Below are 22567 nucleotides of genomic sequence, written 5' to 3' on the forward strand. Positions count from 1 at the left end.
TCGCACAGGCTCCGTCCTGTGGGGGAAGGAGACTCCCGGTCCATGCCGCAAAGAGGAAGCCAGACAGGTCGCCGCCCGCGTGCGCGCCTGCGCTTTGCGCGCTGGCTTTCGGCTGCTTCGGCCTTGGTCGTTCCCGGAGCGGCGGCGCGCGCGCAGGCCGCGTCCGCCTTCGGCTTCGAGGACGCCGGCGGTCTCGTCGGCCTGTCTCTTGGCGCCGGCCTCGTCGTTTTCTCGACCATCACCGCCCTTCTTCATCTCACTGGCCGCCAGCGCTGGGCGCGCCGCGAGGCCGAGCTCACCGCCGAAATCGACCATTTGCGCCAGCAGATGGAGCGCGCCCGCGCTTTTCTTGCCGCCGAAACGCAATTCGTCGTTGTCTGGGGCGGCGCGCATAGCGAACCGGAGATCGAGGGCGACGTCAGCCTCGTTCTCGATGCGCCGCTGCCGCGCCGCGTGCTGGGCTTCGGCGCCTGGCTGCCCGCCGATCAGGCGCAGGCGCTGGAGGCCAATGTCGCCTTGCTGCGCGAGCGCGGGCAGGGCTTCCGTCTGGATTTGGTCAGCCAGGGCGGCCGCCACCTCGAGGCCGAGGGCCGCGCCATCGGCAGCCGCGTCGTGCTGCGCGTCCGCGACGTGTCCGGCGACCGGCTGGAGCTGGTGCGGCTGCGCAAGGTTCAGGCCGAGCAGATGGCGCAGCTCGAAACGCTTCGCGGCCTGCTCGATCTCTCTCCCCATCCGGTCTGGACGCGCGGCCCCGACCAGAAGCTCGACTGGGTCAACGAAGCCTACGCCCGCGCCGTGGACGCGAAAGACCCGCTCGACGCCGTGGCGCGGGAGCTGGAGCTGCTCGACAGCTCGGCGCGCGACTCGGCGGCGCGAGCCCGGCTGGGCGGCAATATCTGGCAGCGACGCGAAAATGTCGTGGTCGCGGGCGTGCGCCGGATGATGGACGTTCTCGACGCGCCGCTGCCGGGCGGCGCCGGCGGCATCGCCGAGGATCTCGCGGAGCTGGAGGCCTTGCGCGCGGATCATGCGCGGCAGGTGGAATCGCATATCCGCACGCTCGACCAGCTCTCCACCGGCGTGGCGATTTTCGACCGCGCCAAGAAACTGGTGTTCGCCAACGCCGCCTATCGGCACTTGTGGTCGCTGGACCAGGCTTTTCTCGACCAGAATCCGACCGACTCGCAAATTCTCGACGCCTTGCGCGCCGCGCGGCGTCTGCCGGAACAGGCCGATTACCGCGCCTGGAAGACCACGCTGCACCAGGTTTATCAGAGCATTGATCCGGCGGCGCAGATCTGGCACCTGCCCGACGGGCGCACGCTGCGCATCGCCTTCGACCCTAATCCGCAGGGCGGCGTCACCTATTTGTTCGACGACGTGACCGAGCGCTATAATCTGGAATCGCAATATAATTCCCTGGCGCGGGTGCAGAGCGAGACGCTCGACGCGCTACAGGAGGGCGTGGCGGTCTTCGGCGCCGATGGACGGCTCAAATTGTGCAATCCGGCATTCGGACGAATCTGGCGCCTGCCGGTGGCGATGCTGGCGGAGCGGCCGCATATCGACGGCGTGGCGGCGGCCTGCAAGCCTCTGCTGCCGGACGATGCGGCGTGGTCCGACCTGCGCAGCGTGATCGCTGGTCTCCATGCGGTGCGCATGGGCTTCGAGCGCCGCATGAGCCGCACCGACGGCGCCATCGTCGATTGCGCGGCGGCGCCGCTGCCGGACGGCGGCACGCTGCTGACCTTCATCGACGTCACCGACGGCGTGAATGTCGAGCGCGCCCTGAAGGAGCGTAACCAGGCCCTGCTCGCCGCCGAGCAATTGCGCAACGACTTTGTCCACCATGTGTCCTATGAGCTGCGCTCGCCGCTCACCAACATCATAGGCTTCATCCAGCTGCTTGGCGACGACAGCGTCGGCCCGCTCAACGACAAGCAGCACGAATATGCCGGCTATGTGCTGAAATCCTCCGCCGCCTTGCTCGCGATCATCAACGACATTCTCGATCTGGCGACCATCGACCGCGACGCCATGGAATTGCAGCTCGGCGACGTCGATATCCAGCGCACGATCCGCGAGGCGGCGGAGGGCCTGCAGGATCGGCTGGCGGAATCCCATGTCGAACTGTCCATCGTCGCCGACCCACATATCGGCTCCTTCCGCGCCGACGGCCAGCGCGTGCGGCAGATCCTGTTCAACCTGCTCTCCAACGCCATCGGCTTTTCCGAGCCGGGCCAGACCGTCACGCTCGCGGCGCTCCGCCGCGAGAACGAGATTGTCTTCAAGGTGTCCGACTGCGGGCGCGGCATTCCGCCGGAACTGCTCGACAAGGTGTTCGGCCGTTTCGAGAGCCACACGCTCAATTCGCGCCATCGCGGCGTCGGGCTGGGGCTTTCGATCGTGCGCGCCTTCGTCGAACTGCATGGCGGCGAGGTGCGGATCGATTCCGCGCCGGGCGAGGGCACGATGGTGACCTGCGTCATACCGATTCGCGCGGACGCGGTTGAGGATCGCCCGCAAGACCGGGCTGTGGCGGAGGGCGGGGCATGAGCGAGCCGGTCTGGCGGGTCGATTTGCCCGATGAGGCGGCCACCCGCGCTTTGGCCGTCGAGCTGGCCGGCATGGTCGGCGCCGGCGATCTGGTGACGTTGAGCGGCGATCTGGGCTCGGGCAAGACCACGTTCGCCCGCGCCATGATCCGCCGCCTGACCGGCGATCCCGATCTGGAGGCGCCGAGCCCGACCTTCACGCTGATGCAGGTTTATGACTCGGAAGCCTTTCCGATCGTCCATGCCGATCTCTACCGGGTGAAGGATCCCTCCGAGCTGGCCGAGCTGGGCTGGGATGAGGCCGCCGAGGGCGCGCTGGTGCTGGTCGAATGGGCGGAGCGCGCCGGCTCGGCCTTGTCGGCGGATCGTCTCGACATCGCGCTTTTCGCCGATTCGCGGCGCGGCCCGGATTTCCGCCGCGCCGAGATCGTCGGCCACGGGGCCGCCGCGCGCCGCCTGATCCGTCTGCGCGGCGCGCAAGCCCTGCTGGAGCGCTGCGGCTGGGACGAGGCTGAGCGCATTCACATGCAGGGCGACGCCTCGACGCGCGCCTATGAGCTTCTCGTCAAGCCGGACGGCGACAAGGCCGTGCTGATGATCGCGCCGCCCCGGCCCGACGGTCCGCCTGTGCGCGGCGGCAAGCCCTATAGCGCGCTGGCGCATCTCGCCGAAAACATCCGCCCCTTCGTCGCCATGGACGAGGCTTTGATCGCGCAGGGCTTTTCGGCGCCGCGGATTTTCGCCGCCGACCTCGAGGTCGGCCTCGCCGTGCTTGAATATCTCGGCGGGGAAGGCGTCGCCGGGAGCGCGGGGCCGATTCCGGAGCGCTATGCGGAAGCCGCCCTGCTACTCGCGCAATTGCACGCGCGCGACCTGCCGCGCGACATCATCTATTCCGGCGGGACCTATCGCATCCCGCCCTATGATCTCGAAGCTTTGCTGATCGAGGTGGAGCTGCTGGTCGAATGGTATGGGCCGCATGTCGCCGGACTTCAGCTCGCCTCCGGCGCGCGGGCGCAATATGAAAACGCCTGGCGTTCGGTTCTCGCCCGTCCGCTCGCCGAGCCGGCGACCTGGACCCTGCGCGACTATCATTCGCCCAACCTGCTCTGGCTGCCGGGCCGGCAGGGCGTCCAGCGCGTCGGGGTGATCGACTTCCAGGATTGCGTGCTCGGGCCGCCGGCCTATGATGTCGTCTCGCTGCTGCAGGATGCGCGGGTGACGGTGTCGGACGAGCTGGAGCTGAAGCTGCTTGGCGGCTATGCGCTGGCGCGCAAGAAGGCGCAGCCCGAATTCGACATGGCCTCTTTCGCAGCGGCCTATGCGATCATGGGCGCGCAACGCGCGAGCAAGATTCTCGGCATTTTCGCCCGGCTCGACAAGCGCGACGGCAAGCCCGCCTATCTCGCGCATATCCCGCGCGTGAAATCCTATCTCAAGAAAAATCTCGGCCATCCAGCCCTCGCCGATCTGAAAGCCTGGTTCGATCAATATCTGCCCCAGCTGTTCGCGCCGGAGGACCCGGCATGAGCGCGCGGCCGGAAAAGGCTTTGGTTTTCGCCGCGGGCCTTGGCACGCGGATGCGTCCGATCACCCTGACCCTGCCCAAGCCTCTGGTGCGGATCGGCGGCAAGGCCATGCTCGATCACACGCTCGACCGTCTCGAAGACGCGGGGGTGCGCGAAGCCATCGTCAATGTGCATTGGCTGGCCGATCAGGTCGAAGACCATCTGCGCGACCGTCGCGCGCCGCGAATAAAGATTTCGGACGAGCGCGAAAAGCTGCTCGACCAGGGCGGCGGCATCGTCAAGGTTCTCGATCAATTCGCCGGCAAGCCCTTCTTCATCTGCAACACCGACGCGCTCTGGATCGATGAGCCCGAGCCGCAGATCGCGCGGCTCGCCCGCGCCTGGGACGGCGCGAAGATGGACGTGCTGCTGCTGCTTGCCGACATGAAGACAAGCCTCGGCGTCGAAGGGCGCGGCGACTTTTTCCGCGACGTTGAGGGGCGCCTGTCGCGGCCCCCGCCAGGCGAGGCGGCGCCCTATGTCTATAGCGGCGTCGGGATCATCAAATCGTCTTTGTTCGAAGGCTGTCCGCTCGAGCCCTTCCGCCTCGCGCCATTCTTTTTCGCCGCCGCCGCGCGCGGCCGCCTGTTCGGACTGCCGCTCAAGGGCCGCTGGCTTCATGTCGGCTCCCCCGAGGCGATCGAGGACGCGGAACAGGTTTATGCCGCCGCGACCACCGTGTGACGTAAAGGCGGCGGGGGAATTCGGCATGACGCGGGAATGGGAAAAATCACCCTTCGCGAAAACGCCGGCTCCGCCTTATTACGCCGTGATCTTCGCCTCGCTGCGACGCCAAAGAGACGAAGGCGACGACGGCTATGCCGACATGGCGGAGAGGATGGCGGCTCTGGCCCTGCGGCAGCCTGGCTGCCTCGGCGCCGAGAGCGCGCGCAACGCCGACGGTTTCGGTCTGACGGTCTCCTATTTCGCCACCGAGGCCGATATCCTCGCCTGGAAGCGCCATGCGGAACATGTTCTGGCGCAGTCGCTCGGCCAGACGCGCTGGTATGAGCATTACGAAGTCCGCATCGCCAAGGTCGAACGCGCCTATTCCGGCCCGCAAGGGCGCGATATGGTTTCGCCTCAGGCCGTGAAGGATTGAGATTTGGCGCCGCGCGTTTTCACCATTCCCCCCGGCGCGCCGTTTCTCGAGGTTTTTGCGCGCGCGCTGCTCGATGGGCGGGTTGTTCCCGGCCTATCGCGCGAGTCCGGCCCGCTGGCTCTGGCCAAAGCGAAAATCTATGTGCCGACGCGCCGCGCGGGCCGCGCGCTCGCCGCTGAACTCGCGCGGCTGAGCGACGTCCCGGCCATTCTGCTACCGCGAATCCTGCCGCTCGGCGCGCTCGACGGCGAGAGCGGCCAAGAGGGTAACGGCGCCGGGCTCGACAATCCGCTCGATCCCGAACTGCCGCGCGCGGCGGGCGATATCGAGCGGCGGATGATATTGGGCGAGCTGATCCTGGCCTGGGCGCGCCAGCTCAAACAGGCCATCGTCTCGATCGACGCCGACGGCGCGATCCATCACGCGCCGGAAACGCTTCTGGTCGCCTCCCATCCCGCCGACGCCTGGCGCCTGTCGGGCGAACTCGCCGCGCTGATCGACGAGATGATCATCGAGAATGTCGCCTGGCAGGGTCTTGAAAATCTTGGCGGCGAATTCGACGAATATTGGCGGATCACGCTGAAGTTTCTCGACATCGCGATCAAGGCTTGGCCCGCGCTGCAGGAGGCGCGCGGCTTCGTCGATCCGGCGCGGCGCCAGCAGGCCCTGATCGAGCGCGCGATCAAGAATGTTTCGCGCGAAGGCGATCCCGTCATCGCCATCGGCTCGACCGGTTCGAACATTGTCACGGCGCGGCTGCTGGCGGCGATCGCCCGGGCGGAGCAGGGCGCTGTGGTTTTGCCGGGGCTGGACCTTCATCTCGACGACGAGAGTTTCGCCGCGATCCAGGGCGAGGACGAGCCTTGCGCGACCCATCCGCAGGCCTTTCTCAAGCGCCTGATCGAAACCATCGGCATTTTACGCGCGGACGTCATGCCGCTCGGAGCGCCGAGCGGCGCGCTCGCCGCCCGCGACGCCTTTGCGTCCGAAGCTTTTCGCCCGGCGGACACCACGGATCTATGGCCTCTTTGGCGCGCCGCGCAGGAGCCCGGCGTGGTGGAGGCCGCTCTCGCCGATGTGGCGCTGATCGAGGCGGCGGACGAGCGCGAGGAGGCTTTGGCCATCGCGGCCTGCCTGCGCGAGGCGTTGGAGCACAAGGACCGCACGGCGGCTCTGGCGACGCCGGACCGCGCCCTTGCCGAGCGCGTGCGCGCCGAACTGCTGCGTTGGAATGTCGAGATCGACGATTCGGGCGGCTCCGCGCTCGCCGCCTCGCGCGCCGGGGTGATCGCGCGGCTGATCCTGCGGGCGCTTTCAGGCGCGGGCGCCGATTGGGCGGCGCTGCTGTCGCATCCGGATTTTTCGCTCGGCCTCGGCGACGACTCCGAGCGTCTGGCGCGCCTGTTCGAACTTGGCGTCTTGCGCGCAGAGGCGCGAGGCGTGCGCTGGCGCGATCGCATCGCTCCGGCGCAGGCGGCGGCGCAGGATGACCACGCGCATCCGCGCCAGAAGGAAATTTCAACGGAAGACTGGACGGCGCTGCGGGATTTCGCCGAGAGGCTCGACGCCGCCTTCGCGCCCTTGCAGGCTTTGGCGCAGGCGGGCGAGATGGGGCTGAAGCCTTGGCTCGCGGCGCATCGCAAGGCGCTTGGCCTGATCGTGGCGGGCGACGAGGCGGCGCTGCCGGCGGGCGAGGACGGTGCGGCGCTTGAGCAGCTTTTCGCGGAACTGGAAAATGCCGCCAATGCGGTTTTCGCGTTCCACGCGGAAAGCTACGCCGCCTTCTTCGACGCGCTGATCGGCGAGCAGGTCCTGCGCGGACCGGCGCGCGCGCATCCGCGCCTGAAAATTCTCGGCCTGCTCGAAGCGCGCCTGATCGGCGTCGATCGTCTGGTCATGGCCGGGCTGGACGAAACCATCTGGCCGCCGCGCGGCGAGACGGATTGCTTCCTCAACCGCTCGATGCGGGCGCAGCTTGGCCTCTCCTCGCCGGAGCGCCGCATCGGCCAGACCGCCCATGATTTCGCGCAAGGTTTTGGGTCGCCGGAAGTGGTGCTGAGCCGGGCGAGGAAGCGCGGCGGCTCTCCGACCAATCCATCGCGCTTTCTCCAGCGCATGGAGGCGCTCGCGGGCGCGGCGATCTTCGCGGATTTGCGGGCGCGCGGAAAGATCTGGCTCGATTTCGCGCGTCAGCTCGATTCGGCGAAGCTGGCCGCGCCGCTGTCGCGTCCGGCGCCGGCGCCGCCGCTCGCCTTGCGCCCGCAAAAACTCTCGGTGACGCGCATCGAAACCCTGCGCCGCGACCCTTATGCGATATATGCGGAATACATCCTGAAGCTTCAGGCCCTGCCGGAGCTCGATCAGGAGCCGGGCGTGCGTGAAATCGGCACGGCTCTGCACGACGCCTTGGAGCAATTTGGTCGCTTGCACCCGAGCGGACCTCTTCCCGGCGACGCGCGTGAAAAGCTGGTCGCGCTGGCGCGGGAAAAACTCGCAGATTTCATCGAGGACGCGGAATTTCTCGCCTTCCGCTGGCCGCGTCTGCTTCAGGGCCTCGATGTCTTTCTGGCCTTCGAGGCGGAGCGGCGTCCGCAAATCGAGAGCCTCGCCGTCGAGGTCGGCGGCCGTTTGACCATTTCTCTGGAGGATGGGACGGATTTTGCGCTCACAGCCAAGGCCGACCGCATCGAATTGCTGAAGGACGGAACAGCCGCCGTGGTCGATTACAAGAGCGGACGCCCGCCGAGCGACAAGGAAGTGCGCGCCGGCTGGTCGCCCCAGCTCACACTGGAGGCCGCCATGATCGAACGCGGCGCCTTCCGCGGCGTTCCCGCGCGCGACGTGGCCGACGCCTTTTACGTGCCGATCGGCGGGGGCGGCGGCGGCAAGCCGCGGGGACTCTCCAATGCGAAGGAAAAGCCCTTCCCCGAACTGGTCGCCGGTCATTATGACGAACTCGTCCGGCTGCTGAATGATTTCCGCGACCCGGCGCGAGGCTATCCGGCGCGGCCCTTCCCGCAATTCGCCTTGCGCTACAATGATTACGACCATCTCGCCCGCACGCGGGAATGGTCGGCGTCGGGCGCCGCCGAGGGCGGGGACGAGGCATGAGCGGCGCGCGCCTTATTCCGGACGACACCAAGGCGCGGCAGGCCAAGGCCTCGGACCCGCGCAATTCGGCCTGGGTTTCGGCCAATGCGGGTTCCGGCAAGACCCATGTGCTGGCGCAAAGGGTGATCCGCCTGCTGCTCGCGCATTACGAGCCGGGCCGCATCCTCTGCCTCACCTTCACCAAGGCGGCGGCGGCCAATATGGCCGAACGCGTGTTCCAGAAACTGGCGGAATGGACCGCGCTCGACGACGCCGCGCTGGCGGCGGCGATCGCGGCGACCGGCGCGCCGCGCCCGGAGCGGAAAGAGGATCTCGATTTCGCCCGCAAACTCTTCGCGCGCGCGGTCGAGACCCCGGGCGGCCTGAAGATCCAGACGCTGCACGCCTTTTGCGAGCGCGTGCTGCACGCCGCCCCCTTCGAGGCCAATGTCGCGGCGGGTTTCGTCGTCGTCGAGGATGTCGAGCAGCAGCAATTGATCGCGCGGGCGCGCCGCGACGTGCTGGCGAAGGCGGAGCGCGACGCAAAACTTGGCGCGGCTCTGGAGCGGGTCGCGCATGACGCCGGGCTGGTGTTCGACAAATTGCTGGAGGAGGCGCTAGGCCGGCGCGCGTTTTTTCGCGCCGGGACGCCGCAAGCCTTGTGCGCAGCGTTGGGCCTTGCGCCCGGCGACAAGCCGGAGGCCCTGCGCGCGGAGATGCTGGAAGGGGGAGGCGGGCCGGAAAGCTGGCTGGATTTCGCCGCCTTCCTTCGCTGCGGCAAGAAGACCGACAACGACAATGCGGGCGCCTTCGAGCAGGCCCATCGCCATCGAGAAGCCGGCTGCTTCGACGAGGCGCGCGAGGCGCTGTTCAGCGTCTTTTTCACGGGCAAGGGCGAACCGGCGAAACGCCTGCTGACCGGCGATCTCGCCAAGGCCCGGCCCGAAATGCTCGTTGGACTCGAACGCGAGCAAATGCGGCTGTTCGGTCTGCGCGAAAAAATGAAGGCGGCGGAGACCGCCGAGCGCAGCCTCGCCCTGAGCCTGCTCGTCAACGCCATTCTCGACCGCTACGAGGCGCTGAAGGCCGAGCGGCAGATGCTCGATTTCGAAGACCTCATCTCCCGCACCCGCGCCTTGCTCTCTCGCTCCTCCGCGCGCTGGGCGCTGCAGAAACTCGACGCCGGCATCGATCATATTCTGGTCGATGAGGCGCAGGACACCAGCGCCGCGCAATGGGAGATTCTCGACCGCATTTCGGAAGATTTTTTCGCGGGCGAAGGGCAGGCGCGGCGCGCCCGCAGCTTTTTCGCGGTGGGCGACGAGAAACAGTCGATCTTCTCCTTTCAGGGCGCCGAGCCTGCGCTGTTTGCGCGCAAGAAGGTCGAATTCGAGAAAAAGGCCCTTGGCGCGCAAAAGCCGTTCGAAGCCGTCGAACTGACGTTGTCCTTCCGCTCCGCGCCGGGCGTGCTGGAAGCCGTAGACAAGGTCTTTTCTTTCCCCGCGCATTTTCGCGGCCTCTCCGCGCAGGAGGACAATGTCTGCACGGTGCACGAGGCATGGAAACGCGAAGCGCCGTCGCGGGTGGAAATCTGGGATGTGATCGCGCCCGGCGACAAGGAGGAGCGCCGCGACTGGCGCCTGCCGCTCGATTTCCGCGACCAGGCCGATCCGCCGGTTGCGGCGGCGCGGCGCATCGCCGAGACGATCCGGCTCTGGCTGGAGCTGGGCTCTGGCGAGACATTGTTTGAAAACGGCGTGCGCCGTCCGGTCCGTCCAGGCGACATCATGATCCTGGTGCGCCGACGCGACTCCTTTTTCGACGCCATGATCCGCGCCTTGCGCGAAAAAAACGTGCCGGCGGCGGGCGCGGACCGGCTGAAGCTCGCGGAGCATATCGCGGTGATGGACCTTGCCGCCATCGGCCGCGCGGCGTTGCTCCCCGAAGACGATCTCACCCTCGCCACGGCGCTGAAGACGCCCTTGTTCGGCTTCGACGACGAAGACCTGATCCGCATCGCGCCGGGGCGGACGGGCTCGCTCCATGATGCGCTGCGCGCCTCAGCCGAGATGAAATATCAAGCCGCCTGCGGAAAACTCGACCTGCTGCGCCAGATGGGCCGGACCCTGCCGCCCTTCGCCTTCTATGCCCGCCTGCTCGGGCCGCGCGGCGGGCGGCGGGCCTTTCTCGCGCGGCTTGGGCCCGAGGCCGGCGACGCACTCGATGAGTTCCTCAATCTCGCTTTGGCCCATGAGAGCGCCCGCGCGCCGTCGCTCGCCGCCTTTCTTGCCGAAGTCGCGGCGCTTGACGTTTCGATCAAGCGCGACATGGACCTCACCTCGTCCTTCGTGCGGGTGATGACCGTTCACGCCGCCAAGGGGCTTGAAGCAAAAATCGTTTTCCTGCCAGACGTTTGCGCCGCGCCGGTCGGCAATCGCGACGGCTCGCTGTTTCCGCTCGCGTCAGCGCAGGGCGATCTGCTTGCCTGGTCGCCGAAGAAGGATCTCGATTGTTCCGCCGTCGCGGCATCCCGCGCGGCGCGGCGCGAGGCGGCGGGCGAGGAATATCGCCGCTTGCTCTATGTCGCCATGACCCGCGCCGAGGAGCGGCTCTATATCGCGGGCCATCGTGGCGCGAGGGCGATCTCGCCTGAAAGCTGGCGGGCCTTCATCGAGTTTGCGCTGCTTGAGGGCGCGACCGAGGCGCCCGCGCCCTGGGGAGGGGACGACAAGGTTCTGCGATTCGGGCCGGAGGACACCGCGCCGCAGTCGCCGCTGGCCGCATCCGCTCCCGCGCCGGAGCAGGCTGCGGCGTCGCCGCCCGCATGGCTGTTCGCGCCGGCGCCAGCGGAAGCCGCCGCCGCGCCGCCTCTGCGCCCGTCGAGCGCTTTGGAGGGGGCCGATCAAGCGCTCGCGGACGAATCAGCGCTGTCGCCGCAGCGCGCCCAGGCGCTGGAAGAGGGGCGTCTCGCCCATCGCCTGCTGCAATTCCTGCCGGACCTTCCGCAAGACGCGCGGCGCGAGGCCGGCTTGCGCGATCTCGCCGGGCAAGGTCTCGCGCCCGTGCGGGCGGAAAAGCTCACGGGCGCCGTGCTCGCCATTCTGGACGATCCGCGCCTTGCGCCCTTGTTCGGCGCGAAATCCGTCGCCGAGGCGCGGATCGCCGCGCGACTGCCCCGGCCCGGGGGCGGATTCGTCGATATCGCGGGCTCCATCGACCGCATGGCGGAAACGCAAGCCGGCGTCTGGCTCGTCGATTACAAGATGGGAGCGCCGCGCGCCGCCCGCCGCCCGGTCTATGCCGCACAGCTCGCGCTTTATCGTGCGGCGGTCGCCCAGCTTTACCCTGGCAAGCCCGTGCGCTGCTTTCTCATCCACGCCTCGGGGCCAGTGGTGTCGGAGATCGAGGCCGCCGAGCTTGACGCCGCCAAGAGTGCGGCCATGAGCGCCGCCATGGGCGCAAACATGAGCGCCGCCTTGCGCGAAAGCCGGGGATCGAATTAGAAATTTTCTAAACAAGCCGGATTTGATTGCGGGACGACGGCCGATGTCCAAACTGGCGGAAAAGGAGTTCTCCGAATGAAATTCGTGCCGCTGAAAGCCTGCCTTGCCGCCGTCGCGCTTCTTGGCGCGGGGTCCTTCGCGCTGGCCAAGGAAACGCCGGTCGGCAAGCCGCAATCCGTCGGCGGCATGGAGATCGGCGCGGTCTATCTCCAGCCGATCGAGATGGAGCCGGCGGGCATGATGCGCGACGCCAAGGAGTCCGACGTGCATCTCGAAGCCGACATCCATGCCGGCAAGGAAAATCCCAACGGCTTCGCCAAGGGCGACTGGATTCCCTATCTCGTCATTGGCTACGAATTGACCAAGGAAGGCTCGGACGAAAAGCGCAAGGGCGATTTCATGCCGATGGTCGCCAGCGACGGGCCGCATTATGGCGACAACGTCAAGCTGATGGGCGCGGGCCGCTACAAGCTGACGCTGCATATCGCGCCCCCGGACAGCAATCCCCATGCGCATTTCGGCCGCCATGTCGACAAGGAAACGGGCGTCGGGCCCTGGTTCGCGCCTTTCGACGCCGTATATGAATTCACCTATGCCGGCACCGGCAAGAAGGGTGCCTATTGAGATGAAATTGGCCGCGTTCCTCAGCTTTCTCGTTCTGGCCGCCGCGCCGCTCGCCTCGGCGCGCGCCGAGGATGCGGCGAGTTTTCGCATCGAGTTCAACGACGGCAAGTTCGAGCCGCAACGCCTCGAAGTTCCCGCCAACAAGACCATCGAGATCGAACTGGTGAACAAGGGCCAGGGCCCGGCGGAATTCGAAAGCAAGCAATTGCGCAAGGAAAAGGTGCTCGCGCCCGGCGCGACGACCACCCTCGTCATTCGCGGTCTCGACCCGGGCGAATATGATTTCTTCGACGATTTCCACCCGGACGCGCCGCCCGCCGTGCTGGTCGCCAAATAAGTTTTGCCAGGTAACCTTCGCAAGGAGAAAAAATTGGGTCAGTTCGGCAATGTCGTCTTCATCGTCTGGCGCGAGAGCATCGAGGCGTTGCTGGTCATCGGCATTTTGCAGGCCTGGCTTGGGCAGCAGGGCGAAGAGGGCCGCACGCGCGGCCGCGCCTTCCTGTGGGCCGGCGTCGGCGCTGGCCTGCTCGGGGCCTGTGCGCTCGGCGGGGCGCTGATCCTGTTCGGCGACCAACTCGACGACGACCGGCAGCAATTGTTCCAGACCCTTCTGATGCTGGTCGCGGCCGGTCTGATCGTCCAGATGGTGGTCTGGATGCGCCGCCACGGGCGTACGCTCAAGCGCGATCTTGAAAGCGCCCTGCAGCAGGCCGCCGACACCTCCAACTGGTGGGGCGTGTTCACCCTCGCCGCCATCGCCGTGGCGCGCGAAGGCGGGGAAACCGTGGTCTTCCTCGCCGGCACGCTTTCCGCGGCGCACGGCGCCGCGCTCGTCTCGGCGGGGCTTGCGGCTCTGGCGGGCCTCGGCCTCGCGGTCCTGAGCTATCTCGCGCTGCAATGGGGCAGCCGCATCCTGTCCTGGCGCCTGTTCTTCCGGATCACGGAAGTCATGCTGCTGCTGCTGGCCGGCGCGCTGCTGCTGACGGGGGCCGACAATCTCGTTGCGCTCGGCTATCTGCCGCGCCTGTCCGGCCGTCTCTGGGACGCGTCCGGCCTGCTCTCGGATGGCGGCGGAATTGGCGGTCTGTTCTCCTCGCTCACCGGCTGGCGCGCGCGTCCGGACCTGACCGAACTGATCGTCTTCCTTGCTTATTGGGGGGCCATGGTATGGCTGTTGTATCGGCCTCAGACCGCGTCGCGGTGAGCGCCGCCGCCGCGCGCGCGGACCGGATCGACGCCGCCCTCGCGCGGCTTGGAACCTGGCTGCACGATCACCAGAAGCTCATTCGCCGCCTCCAGTGGGGCGTCGTCGGCGTTTATGTCGGGCTGCTGGTGGTTCCCGCGATCCTGCCTTTGCCGCAGGGCGCGGTCCATATCTGGACCAATGTCACCCTTTTCGCGCAATTCGTGTTCTGGGGAATCTGGTGGCCGTTCGTGCTCGTCTCGATGGTGCTGGTCGGGCGGCTGTGGTGCGGCCTCCTCTGCCCGGAAGGCGCGCTCAGCGAGCGCGCGGCGGAGCATGGGCGCGGCGGCGCCATCCCGGGCTGGCTGCAATGGAAAGGCTGGCCTTTCATGGCCTTCGTCCTGACGACGATCTACGGCCAGATGACCAGCGTCTATCAATATCCGGGCCCGGCGCTGCTGGTTCTGGGCGGCTCGACGGTTGCGGCGATCGGCGTCGGCTATCTGTGGGGGCGCAACAAGCGCGTCTGGTGCCGGTTCCTGTGCCCGGTTACGGGCGTGTTCAACCTGCTCGCCAAGATGTCGCCGCTGCATTTCCGGGTCGATCGCGAAGCCTGGGCGCATTGGCCGAAGCCGCGCGGCAGCCATGCCGAAGTCCTGAATTGCGCGCCGCTCGTGCCGGTGCGCTCGATGCGCGGCGCCGGAACCTGCCATATGTGCGGGCGGTGCAGCGATTTCCGCGGCGCGGTGACGCTTGCGCGGCGCTCGCCCAATCATGAAATCGTCCATGTCGCGGGCGACATGACCAATCCGTGGCAGAGCGCGCTGATCCTGTTCGGCATGCTCGGCGTTGCGGCCGCCGCCTTCCACTGGAGCGGCTCGGCGATCTATGTCGCGATCCGCCAGGCCCTGGCCGACAGGATCGTGGACGGGGGCCTGATCTGGCCTTTGGAGCCGGTGCTGCCCTGGTATGTCCTGACCAATTATCCCGACCTCAACGACACCATGACGCCGCTCGATGGCCTCGTCCTGCTGATCTATATCGGCGGCTTCGCTTTGGCGGCGGGCGCCGCGCTCAGCCTTTGCCTCGCTCTGGCGACGCGGGCCTGCGGCGCATGGTCCTGGGCGCGCTTCCATCATTTCGCGCAAGCGTTGATTCCCGTCGCCGCCTGCGGCGTGTTCCTGGGCCTGTCGTCGCTGACTGTGACCATGCTCAAGGCGGAGGGGATCGTCCTGCCCTTCGTCGGATTTTTGCGCGCGGGGCTGCTGATTGGCGCGGGCCTGTGGGCCTTGTGGCTGGGCTGGAGCATCGCGCGGACCAAGACCGTTTCGCTTTCGCGCCAGCTTGCGGCGACGCTGGCTTTCGCGGTCGCGGCGGCACTGGGCTGCACGGTCTGGGCGACCCTGTTCTGGCGCATCGTCTGAGCGCCGGCAGTTCGCGCTTCGGCCAATAAAAAACCCCGCTTTCGCGGGGTTTTTTATGGTGCCCAGGAGAGGACTCGAACCTCCACGCCCTTGCGAGCGCCAGCACCTGAAGCTGGTGCGTCTACCAATTCCGCCACCTGGGCCCGGGGCGTCTTCTAAGGGGGCGTCCGGCCCCTGTCAACTCAATCGGAGCGGAAGTTTCAAGAAAACGTCGCGGGCCTTTCGCCGCGCCCGGGACGCCCAAGTTGACGCGCAAGTTGACGCACGCCCCGGGGGCGCTCATCATTGCGCGAAACGGCCCAAGAAGTCAGAAAAATGCCAAGACAAGCCGGCTGGATGAACTGGGCGCCAGGGCTTCTCGTTCTCCGCGACTACCAGCGCTCGTGGCTGGCCCATGATCTTGTCGCTGGGCTGGTTCTGTCGACCATGCTGGCGCCGGTTGGCATCGCCTATGCCGTCGCCTCGGGCGTGCCGGGAGTCTATGGTCTCTATGCGACCATCATTCCCCTGCTGGCCTATGCCCTGTTCGGCCCGAGCCGCATTCTCGTTCTGGGGCCGGATTCATCTCTCGCGGCGGTGATTCTCGGCGTGGTCCTGCCGCTTTCGGCTGGCGATCCGGCGCGGGCCATCGCTTTGGCGAGCGCGATGGCGGTGGTCTCCGGCCTTGTCTGCATCATCACCGGCGCGGCGCGGCTCGGCTTCGTGACGGAACTGCTCTCCAAACCGATTCGCTACGGCTATATGAACGGCATCGCGCTGACGGTTCTGGTCAGCCAATTGCCCAAGCTGTTTGGTTTTTCCGTCGAGGGGGAGGGCCCCTTGGGCAAGCTCTGGGCGATGGCGCAAGCCATCGCGCAGGGCAAGACGAACTGGGCGGCCTTTGCGATCGGAGCGGGCGTTCTGGCCGTGGTATTGGCGCTGAAATCCTACAGGCGCGTTCCGGGCATTCTGATCGCCGTGGTCGGCGCGACCCTGATTGTCGGGGTCCTGGGCCTCGATGAAAGCCATGGCGTGTCGGTGCTGGGGCCGCTGCCGCGCGGACTGCCCGCCTTCGCCTTTCCCTGGATCGATTCGAATGCGATTGTTTCCGTGTTGATCGGCGGTTTCGCCGTGGCCATGGTTTCCTTCGCCGACACCAGCGTGCTGTCGCGCGTCTACGCCGCGCGCCTGCGCCAGACTGTCGATCCCAATCAGGAGATGATCGGGCTCGGCCTGGCCAATCTGGCGGCGGGCTTTTTTCAAGGCTTTCCGATCAGCAGCAGCTCCTCGCGCACGCCGGTCGCCGAAGCCGCCGGCTCCCGCACGCAATTGACTGGAGTGGTCGGGGCGCTCGCGGTGGCGCTGCTGCTGGTCGTCGCGCCCAATCTGCTGGAGAACCTGCCCGGCGCCGCTTTGGCCGCGGTCGTGATCGCCTCGGCGCTCGGCTTGATTGAATTCAAGGATTTGGTCCGAATCTATCGCATCCAGCGTTGGGAGTTCTGGCTGTCGATGGCCTGTTTCGCCGGCGTCGCCATTCTTGGCGCGATTCCGGGCATCGGCCTGGCGGTCGTCGCGGCGGTGATCGAATTTCTCTGGGACGGCTGGCGCCCGCATTCCGCGATCCTCGGCCGGGCCGAGGGCGTCAAGGGCTATCACGACATCACGCGCTATCCCGAGGCGCGGCAGATTCCGGGGCTCGTGCTGTTTCGCTGGGATGCGCCGCTCTTTTTCGCCAATGCCGAATTTTTCCGGGAGCGTGCGCTTGACGCCATCGCCAGCGCGCCCAGTCCGGCGCGCTGGCTGGTCATCGCCGCCGAACCGGTCACCAGCGTGGACGTCACGGCCGCCGACGTCCTGGCCGAGCTGGACAGCACGCTGCAAGCCTCCGGAATCGAACTTGTCTTCGCCGAATTGAAGGACCCGGTAAAGGACAAGCTCAAGCGCTTCGAATTGTTCGCGCAGATCGGCGAGATGAATTTTTTTCCTACCGTCGGCGAGGCCGTCGGCGCCTATCTCGACGCCTTCGATGTCGATTGGGTCGATTGGGACGATCGCGGCCTGAAGGGTCGCGAGACCTGACGCCGTCGGCCCTTGAAAAGGGGCCGAGGGCGTCCGCGCCGACTGGCGCGGCGCCGGCTGACGGCGGCAGGCGCCCTTGTTTTCGATGCGCCGGAATCAAGGGCCAACGGTATAAGAGGTCGCCATGAACTGGCTTCTGATCTTCATTCCGGTCACGCTGGGCCTGGAGCTTTTCGCGCCGGAGCGTCACGTTCTCATTTTCGTTACGTCCTGCATGGCGATCCTGCCGCTTGCCGCCTGGATGGGCGAGGCGACGGAGCAGCTCGCATCGCGGCTTGGCGAGGGCGTCGGCGGGTTGCTCAACGCGACCTTCGGCAATGCGGCGGAGCTGATCATCGCCCTCTCCGCCTTGCGCGCGGGGCTTTCCGACGTCGTCAAGGCTTCGCTCGCCGGCTCGATCATCGGAAACATCCTGCTTGTTCTCGGCGCGGCCATGCTGGCCGGAGGGCTGCGTCATCCGGAACAGCATTACAATCCCGCCGGCGCGCGCTCGCAGGCGACTTTGCTGACGCTGGCGTCGATCGCGCTGGTTATTCCAGCCGCCTTCAGAATCGCGGCGGGAACCACGCCCGAGAGTCTCGGTCGGCTCAGCGTCGCCATTTCCGCCGTTCTCATCCTGCTTTACGCGGCCTATCTAGCTTTCGCCTTGGTGACCCATCCCGGCCTGTTCGCGGGCGCGCGCGAGGAGGGGGAAGCCCCGCGGGCTCCGGTTGGCCGCGCGCTCGCCATCCTGACGGCGGCGACCGTCGGCGTCGCGTGGATGAGCGAGATCATGGTCGGGGCCATCGAGCCGACGGCGCATGATTCCGGTCTCAGCAAGGCTTTCGTCGGCGTCTTTCTGGTGGCCATCGTTGGCAATGCGGCTGAACACGCCACCGCCATACAGGCCGCCCTGCGGAACCGAATGGACCTGTCCCTCTCCATAGCCATCGGTTCAAGCGTCCAGGTCGCGCTCTTCGTCGCGCCAATCCTGGTCCTCGCAAGCCAGTTCCTCGGTCCGGCGCCGATGGATCTGGCCTTTCCGGGCGCGCTGGTCCTGTTGATCCTGCTCTCGAGGCTCATCACCGGCCAGGTTGCGGGCGACGGACGCTCGGACTGGCTGCGCGGCGCGCAATTGCTGGCGGTCTATCTGGTCATGGCGATCAGCTTCTTCTTCTTGCCCGGCGCCTCGGCTTCGCGCTGAAACCGTCCTCAGCCGATTGAAGCGGCGGCCGCCTTGCGGCGCGCTGCCGCCACCAGCGCCGCCACCGCGCAGGACGCGAGACGGGTGATCAGCGAGTCCGCGCGGCTGGTCAGGATGATGGGCACGCGGGCGCCGAGCACGATTCCGGCGGCGTCGGCGTGGGCCAGGAAGGACAGGCTTTTCGCCAGCATGTTGCCGGCCTCGAGGTCGGGGACCGCCAGCACATTCGCGCGCCCCGCAACCGGCGAATTGATTCGCTTGATGGCGGCGGCCTCGGGACTGATGGCGTTGTCGAGCGCGAGCGGGCCGTCGAGGAGAGCGCCGGTGATCTGGCCCCGTTCAGCCATTTTGCACAGCGCCGCGGCTTCGATGGTCGAGGGAACCTTGGAGGTGACGGTCTCCATCGCGCTCAGGATGGCGACCCTTACGTCCTCCTTGCCGAGCGCGCGGGCGAGGTCGATCGCGTTCTGGATGATGTCGACCTTGTCCTCGAGCGTGGGCGCGATATTGATCGCGGCGTCGGTGATGATGAGCGCTTCGGGATGGTCAGGCACGTCCATCACGAAGCAATGGCTGATGCGGCGCGCCGTGCGGATGCCGGTCTGCGTGGAGACCACGGCGCCCATCAGCTCGTCGGTGTGCAGGCTCCCCTTCATCAGCGCCTCGACCTTGCCGGAGGCGACCAGCGCGACGGCTTTCTCCGCCGACTCGTGGCTGTGTTTCGTATCGATGATCTCAAGGCCGGAGAGATCGAGGCCAGCAAGTACGGCGACATCGCGGATGCGGCCGGCGGGGCCGACGAGGATCGGCTCGATCAGGCCCAGCCGCTGCGCCTCGACGGCGCCCGTCAGCGAAACCTCGTCGCAGGGATGGGCCACCGCCACCCTGATCCGCTCTTCCCTTTTCGCGGCGGCGATCAGGCGTTGGTATTTGTCATGGCGGGCGGTCGCGCCTTGTCTGGCGGGGTCAATCATCGCGGCCTCTGCATCGTGTTCGTTCATGGGGAAGCCTTGTTCGCTGCGGCGTCTGCGATTTCCCTGCGGCGTTCGGAAATCATCCGGTCGAGGTAATCCACCGCAAGCGCGATGGGCGCCGTCTTCTGCTCTTCGATATTGCCCTGGACGACGTCATGGGTGAAGCGCTCGACCGCCTCGTCGATCCGCGCGCGAATTCGGTCGAGTTCCTCCGTCGTCGTCGCCGCCTTGATCGTGGCGATCACCTCCGGCACTTTCGCGAGCAGGCTTTCGCTGTTTTCTTCCGTGCGCATGAAGCCGAGATAGCGCAGCGCCGCCATCGCGCCCGACGCCAAGGCGCCGAGCAGGAGCGGGCCGTAATAGAACCAGTCGCCATATTGCTCCAGGAAGCTGGTTTCCTCCCCGTCATAATAGGCCTGCGCGCCGGGATGGACCGGAAAGACGGCGTCCTTCTCGACGCTCGCCGCCTTGACCAGACTGGCGACGGCGGCGTCGCCGGCGATGCGCTGGCGGCTCTCGAACAGGTTGCGCGTCAGCTGCGTGACCGCGGCGCTGGGCGCGCCGCGGTCAGCGATCAGATAGGTCGGGACGCGCAGAGTCGAAACCTCTTCGGCGGGCATGGGCGGCGTCCCGCCGAACAGCCCCGCGGGAATCTCTCCCGATTCATAGGCCGGCGCGGCCTCGGCGATGGCGTCGCTTTCGTCGATCGGGACAAGGACGAGATTTTTTCCGATGGCGCGGCGCGTTACCGTCCAATTGTCGACCACGGCGGCGCCGCGCGTCGTCGGCGCGACGAAGAGCAGGGCGTCCGCCTTGCCGTCGTGAAAGGCCGCCGCGACCTGGGCTGGCGCGGCCGGCAGTTCGATGACATTCACATTCACGCGGAAATGCCGGCGCAAGGTCTCGATTAGGGCGTCGTTGGCCCCGGGTGGGCCGATCACCCCGAGCGTCTTGCCCTTGAGGCGTCCGAAATTTCCGATCTTTGCTTTTTCCGCCGCGACGATGACCACTGGATCGCTATGCAGGAGCGCCACGGCCCGGGCTTTCACGGAGCTGGCGAGATCCGTCCGGACGACGGCCAGCATGGCCTGCCCGTTCTTCAGCTTTTCAAGCGATTCGACCGGGCCGGAGGTCGGGATGGCCTTGAGGCGGACGCGGCCGCCCTCGGCGGCGAGAAGCCTGCTCCAGGCGTTGATGAAGTCGGAATCGTCGGAATTGGCCGGTCCCACGGCGACGGTCAGGATCTTGGGCTGCGAGAAATGGCGCCAGGCGCCCGCGCCAAGGCCCAAAGCCAGAACCAGCGCGATCAGGGCGAAAATCCGCCGCCAGAAATTGGTCAATCACTTCCTCCGACGGCGCGCGTCGCGACAGGACCTCGGCTTGGGACGGAACGGACGGCGGAGGCCCGCCGTCGCGTCGCGGTCAGGCCGGCGGTCTCAACCCCAGGAGAGATAGAGGCCCACGTCGCCGGGCACGCCATTGGGCCAATCGACGATCTGCGCGGCGAGCTTATAGCCGAGCGGCTGGAGCTTTTCCTTCCAGGTCAGGTAAGCCTGCCTCGGCCGGCCCGTCAGCGTCTCCGGCCATCCCGGTTCAGCCATATTGATGGCTCGGCCGTGGTCCGTGCACAATTCGCACGGGAAACGGCCCAAGAGCATTTCGGTCGCGCCGGTTTCGGCCACCGCCTTGACGCGCAGCACGAAGGAGCGGATGCGCTCATCGCTGATGGGCGCCTCGGATTTGAGCTCCTTCAGCAAATCCTGTTTGGCCTTCTCGGCGCGGCCCATCGCCTCGACCGATTTCTTCGCCTTGGCCATTTCGACTTCGGCGACATAGGCCTTCAGTTCCTTGACCGACATGAAGATGTCGTCGTCGGAAAGGTGTTCGACGCTCGATTTGAATTTGTCAGACATTTCCATTCCTCCTCCGCCCGAACGCCGCCTTCTCTGGCTGGGGCGCGAAAGGCGCTCTTGCCCGTGCAGACTGTTCCGGTTAGTCAATAGGAGCAATGACGTCGGTCAAAGGTCAATCCCTGCACTTATTTTAAAGGCGGCGCGCTCTCCCGATTGAAGCATCGATGGTCTAGGTTTCCCGCCAAGCTTGTCAGAAAGTGAGTCGCGCCGCACCCGTCACGCGCGCCGCTCGCGAAAAAATCCGGAGGAAAAGGATCGATGGCCGCCATTCCCAGCTCCCTAAAGGTTCGCTCCGCCATTCGGGCAGGCGCGTTTTCGGCGGCCCTCGCCGCCATGCTCGCCGCCCCCGCCTCGCTCGCCCAGACGCCGGTCCGCGTCGGCGTCGTTGCGGCGGGGACGAAGGAGATCTCCAAGGGCGCCGATTTCGTCGGCCGCGTCGATGCGGTGGAGAAGGTCGAAATCCGCGCCCGCGTGAAAGGCTATCTGGATTCGGTCAAGTTCGAGGAAGGCCAGGCGGTCAAGGTCGGCGAGCCGCTCTATGAGATCGAGCCTGCCTTGTTCCAGGCGGACGTCGAACAGGCGCAGGGCGCGCTCGAACGCGCCGAAGCCTCGAAAACCCTCGCCGAAATCCAGTTGAAGCGCGCCGAGGAGCTGCTGGCCAAGCAGGCCGGCACGGCGGTCCAGCGCGATCAGGCGGCGGCCTCCGACCAGCAGGCCGGCGGCGCCGTGCTCAGCGCCAAGGCCAGCCTCGCCACCGCCCAGATCAATCTCGGCTACGCCTCCATCCTTTCGCCGATCAAGGGCCGCATCGGCATGACCAATGTGACCAAGGGCAATGTCGTCGGTCCCGACAGCGGCGTGCTTGCGACTATCGTCAGCGAGGACCCGATGTATGTGACCTTTCCGGTCAGCCAGCGCGAGTTCCTGCGGGTGACGGGTGACGCCAAGTCCAGCCTCAAGGATGTCGGGGCGACGCTCTCCTTCTCGGACGGCTCGCAATATGCCGAGAGCGGCCGGATCGATTTCGTCGATGTGAAGGTCGACCGTTCGACCGACACCATCACCGTGCGCGCCAATTTCCCCAATCCGCAGGAAAAGCTGAAGGACGGGGAGTTGGTGCGCGTCCGGCTGGCCAGCGACGCGCCGGTCAGCAAGATCGTGGTCCCGCAGTCCGCCTTGCTCGCCGACAAGGATGGCGCCTACATCTTCGTGGTGGAGGACGGCAAGGCGGCGGTGCGCCGCATCAAGACCGGCGCCGAGAGCGGTTCCGACATCGTCGTCGAGAGCGGCGTTTCGGGCGGCGACATCGTGATCGTCGAAGGATTGCAGAACGTCCGGCCCGGAGCGCCCGTCACGGCGTCGCCCGTCGCGTCAAGCCGGAGCTGAGTCC

General features: G+C 66.8%; 16 protein-coding genes and 1 tRNA gene. 13 read left to right on the forward strand and 4 right to left on the reverse strand.

Annotated features, from left to right (window positions below; all coding sequences use genetic code 11):
• Nucleotides 1-42 precede the first annotated feature (42 nt).
• The 10 genes from QM467_RS08385 to QM467_RS08430 all read left to right on the forward strand — a co-directional run bounded on the left by QM467_RS08385 (nt 43) and on the right by QM467_RS08430 (nt 15049).
• A complete protein-coding gene (locus QM467_RS08385) occupies nt 43-2556 on the forward strand; it encodes a sensor histidine kinase (RefSeq protein WP_283365853.1) in 2514 nt (837 codons plus the stop codon).
• Entirely contained in the window at nt 2553-4085 is a 1533-nt protein-coding gene (gene tsaE / locus QM467_RS08390) for a tRNA (adenosine(37)-N6)-threonylcarbamoyltransferase complex ATPase subunit type 1 TsaE (protein WP_283365854.1), read from the forward strand. The genes QM467_RS08385 and tsaE overlap by 4 nt, the downstream gene beginning before the upstream one ends.
• A complete protein-coding gene (locus tag QM467_RS08395; RefSeq protein WP_283365855.1) occupies nt 4082-4807 on the forward strand; it encodes a nucleotidyltransferase family protein in 726 nt (241 codons plus the stop codon). Before tsaE ends, QM467_RS08395 begins: the two co-directional genes overlap by 4 nt.
• Nucleotides 4808-4832: 25 nt before the next feature.
• On the forward strand, nt 4833-5225 hold the full coding sequence (locus QM467_RS08400) for an antibiotic biosynthesis monooxygenase family protein (protein ID WP_283365856.1): 393 nt from the start codon (nt 4833-4835) through the stop codon (nt 5223-5225).
• A gap of 3 nt (nt 5226-5228) precedes the next feature.
• Nucleotides 5229-8336, forward strand: a complete 3108-nt coding sequence (gene addB / locus QM467_RS08405; RefSeq protein ID WP_283365857.1) for a double-strand break repair protein AddB — start codon at nt 5229-5231, stop codon at nt 8334-8336.
• Nucleotides 8333-11818 (forward strand): double-strand break repair helicase AddA, encoded by a 3486-nt coding sequence (gene addA, locus QM467_RS08410; RefSeq protein ID WP_283365858.1) that lies wholly within the window; start codon nt 8333-8335, stop codon nt 11816-11818. Before addB ends, addA begins: the two co-directional genes overlap by 4 nt.
• Nucleotides 11819-11893: 75 nt before the next feature.
• Nucleotides 11894-12442, forward strand: a complete 549-nt coding sequence (locus QM467_RS08415; RefSeq protein WP_283365859.1) for an iron transporter — start codon at nt 11894-11896, stop codon at nt 12440-12442.
• Between the two features lies 1 nt (nt 12443).
• Nucleotides 12444-12779 carry a cupredoxin domain-containing protein gene (locus QM467_RS08420; protein WP_283365860.1) on the forward strand — a complete coding sequence of 112 codons (336 nt, stop codon included), beginning with the start codon at nt 12444-12446 and terminating at the stop codon, nt 12777-12779.
• A 33-nt stretch (nt 12780-12812) separates the two neighbouring features.
• Complete coding sequence (locus tag QM467_RS08425; RefSeq protein WP_283365861.1) at nt 12813-13646, forward strand: FTR1 family iron permease; 834 nt, start codon at nt 12813-12815, stop codon at nt 13644-13646.
• Entirely contained in the window at nt 13610-15049 is a 1440-nt protein-coding gene (locus QM467_RS08430; protein WP_283365862.1) for a 4Fe-4S binding protein, read from the forward strand. Before QM467_RS08425 ends, QM467_RS08430 begins: the two co-directional genes overlap by 37 nt.
• 56 nt (nt 15050-15105) lie before the next feature.
• On the opposite strand, the gene QM467_RS08435 is transcribed toward QM467_RS08430, so the two are convergent.
• Nucleotides 15106-15192 (reverse strand) — tRNA-Leu (locus QM467_RS08435).
• A gap of 172 nt (nt 15193-15364) precedes the next feature.
• Between QM467_RS08435 and QM467_RS08440 the strand changes: the two genes are divergently transcribed.
• Together QM467_RS08440 and cax are read left to right on the forward strand one after the other, a co-directional pair.
• Nucleotides 15365-17107: a SulP family inorganic anion transporter gene (locus tag QM467_RS08440; protein ID WP_283365863.1), complete on the forward strand. Its 1743-nt coding sequence runs from the start codon at nt 15365-15367 to the stop codon at nt 17105-17107.
• Nucleotides 17108-17231: 124 nt separating this feature from the next.
• Nucleotides 17232-18290, forward strand: coding sequence for a calcium/proton exchanger (gene cax / locus QM467_RS08445; RefSeq protein WP_283365864.1), 1059 nt, complete (start codon nt 17232-17234; stop codon nt 18288-18290).
• Between the two features lie 8 nt (nt 18291-18298).
• Here the strand turns inward: cax and QM467_RS08450 are convergent, their stop codons facing one another.
• The 3 genes from QM467_RS08450 to QM467_RS08460 form a co-directional block, all read right to left on the reverse strand.
• Nucleotides 18299-19291 carry a phosphate acetyltransferase gene (locus QM467_RS08450; RefSeq protein ID WP_446737748.1) on the reverse strand — a complete coding sequence of 331 codons (993 nt, stop codon included), beginning with the start codon at nt 19289-19291 and terminating at the stop codon, nt 18299-18301.
• The gene (locus QM467_RS08455) at nt 19288-20604 is read right to left on the reverse strand and encodes a TAXI family TRAP transporter solute-binding subunit (protein ID WP_283365865.1); all 1317 of its coding nucleotides are present in this window, start codon (nt 20602-20604) and stop codon (nt 19288-19290) included. Before QM467_RS08455 ends, QM467_RS08450 begins: the two co-directional genes overlap by 4 nt.
• A gap of 96 nt (nt 20605-20700) precedes the next feature.
• Nucleotides 20701-21177, reverse strand: coding sequence for a hypothetical protein (locus QM467_RS08460; RefSeq protein ID WP_283365866.1), 477 nt, complete (start codon nt 21175-21177; stop codon nt 20701-20703).
• Nucleotides 21178-21435: 258 nt separating this feature from the next.
• Between QM467_RS08460 and QM467_RS08465 the strand changes: the two genes are divergently transcribed.
• On the forward strand, nt 21436-22563 hold the full coding sequence (locus QM467_RS08465) for an efflux RND transporter periplasmic adaptor subunit (RefSeq protein ID WP_283365867.1): 1128 nt from the start codon (nt 21436-21438) through the stop codon (nt 22561-22563).
• Nucleotides 22564-22567: the final 4 nt, after the last annotated feature.

The organism is Rhodoblastus sp. 17X3 (genome assembly GCF_030056575.1).
Lineage (GTDB): Bacteria > Pseudomonadota > Alphaproteobacteria > Rhizobiales > Beijerinckiaceae > Rhodoblastus.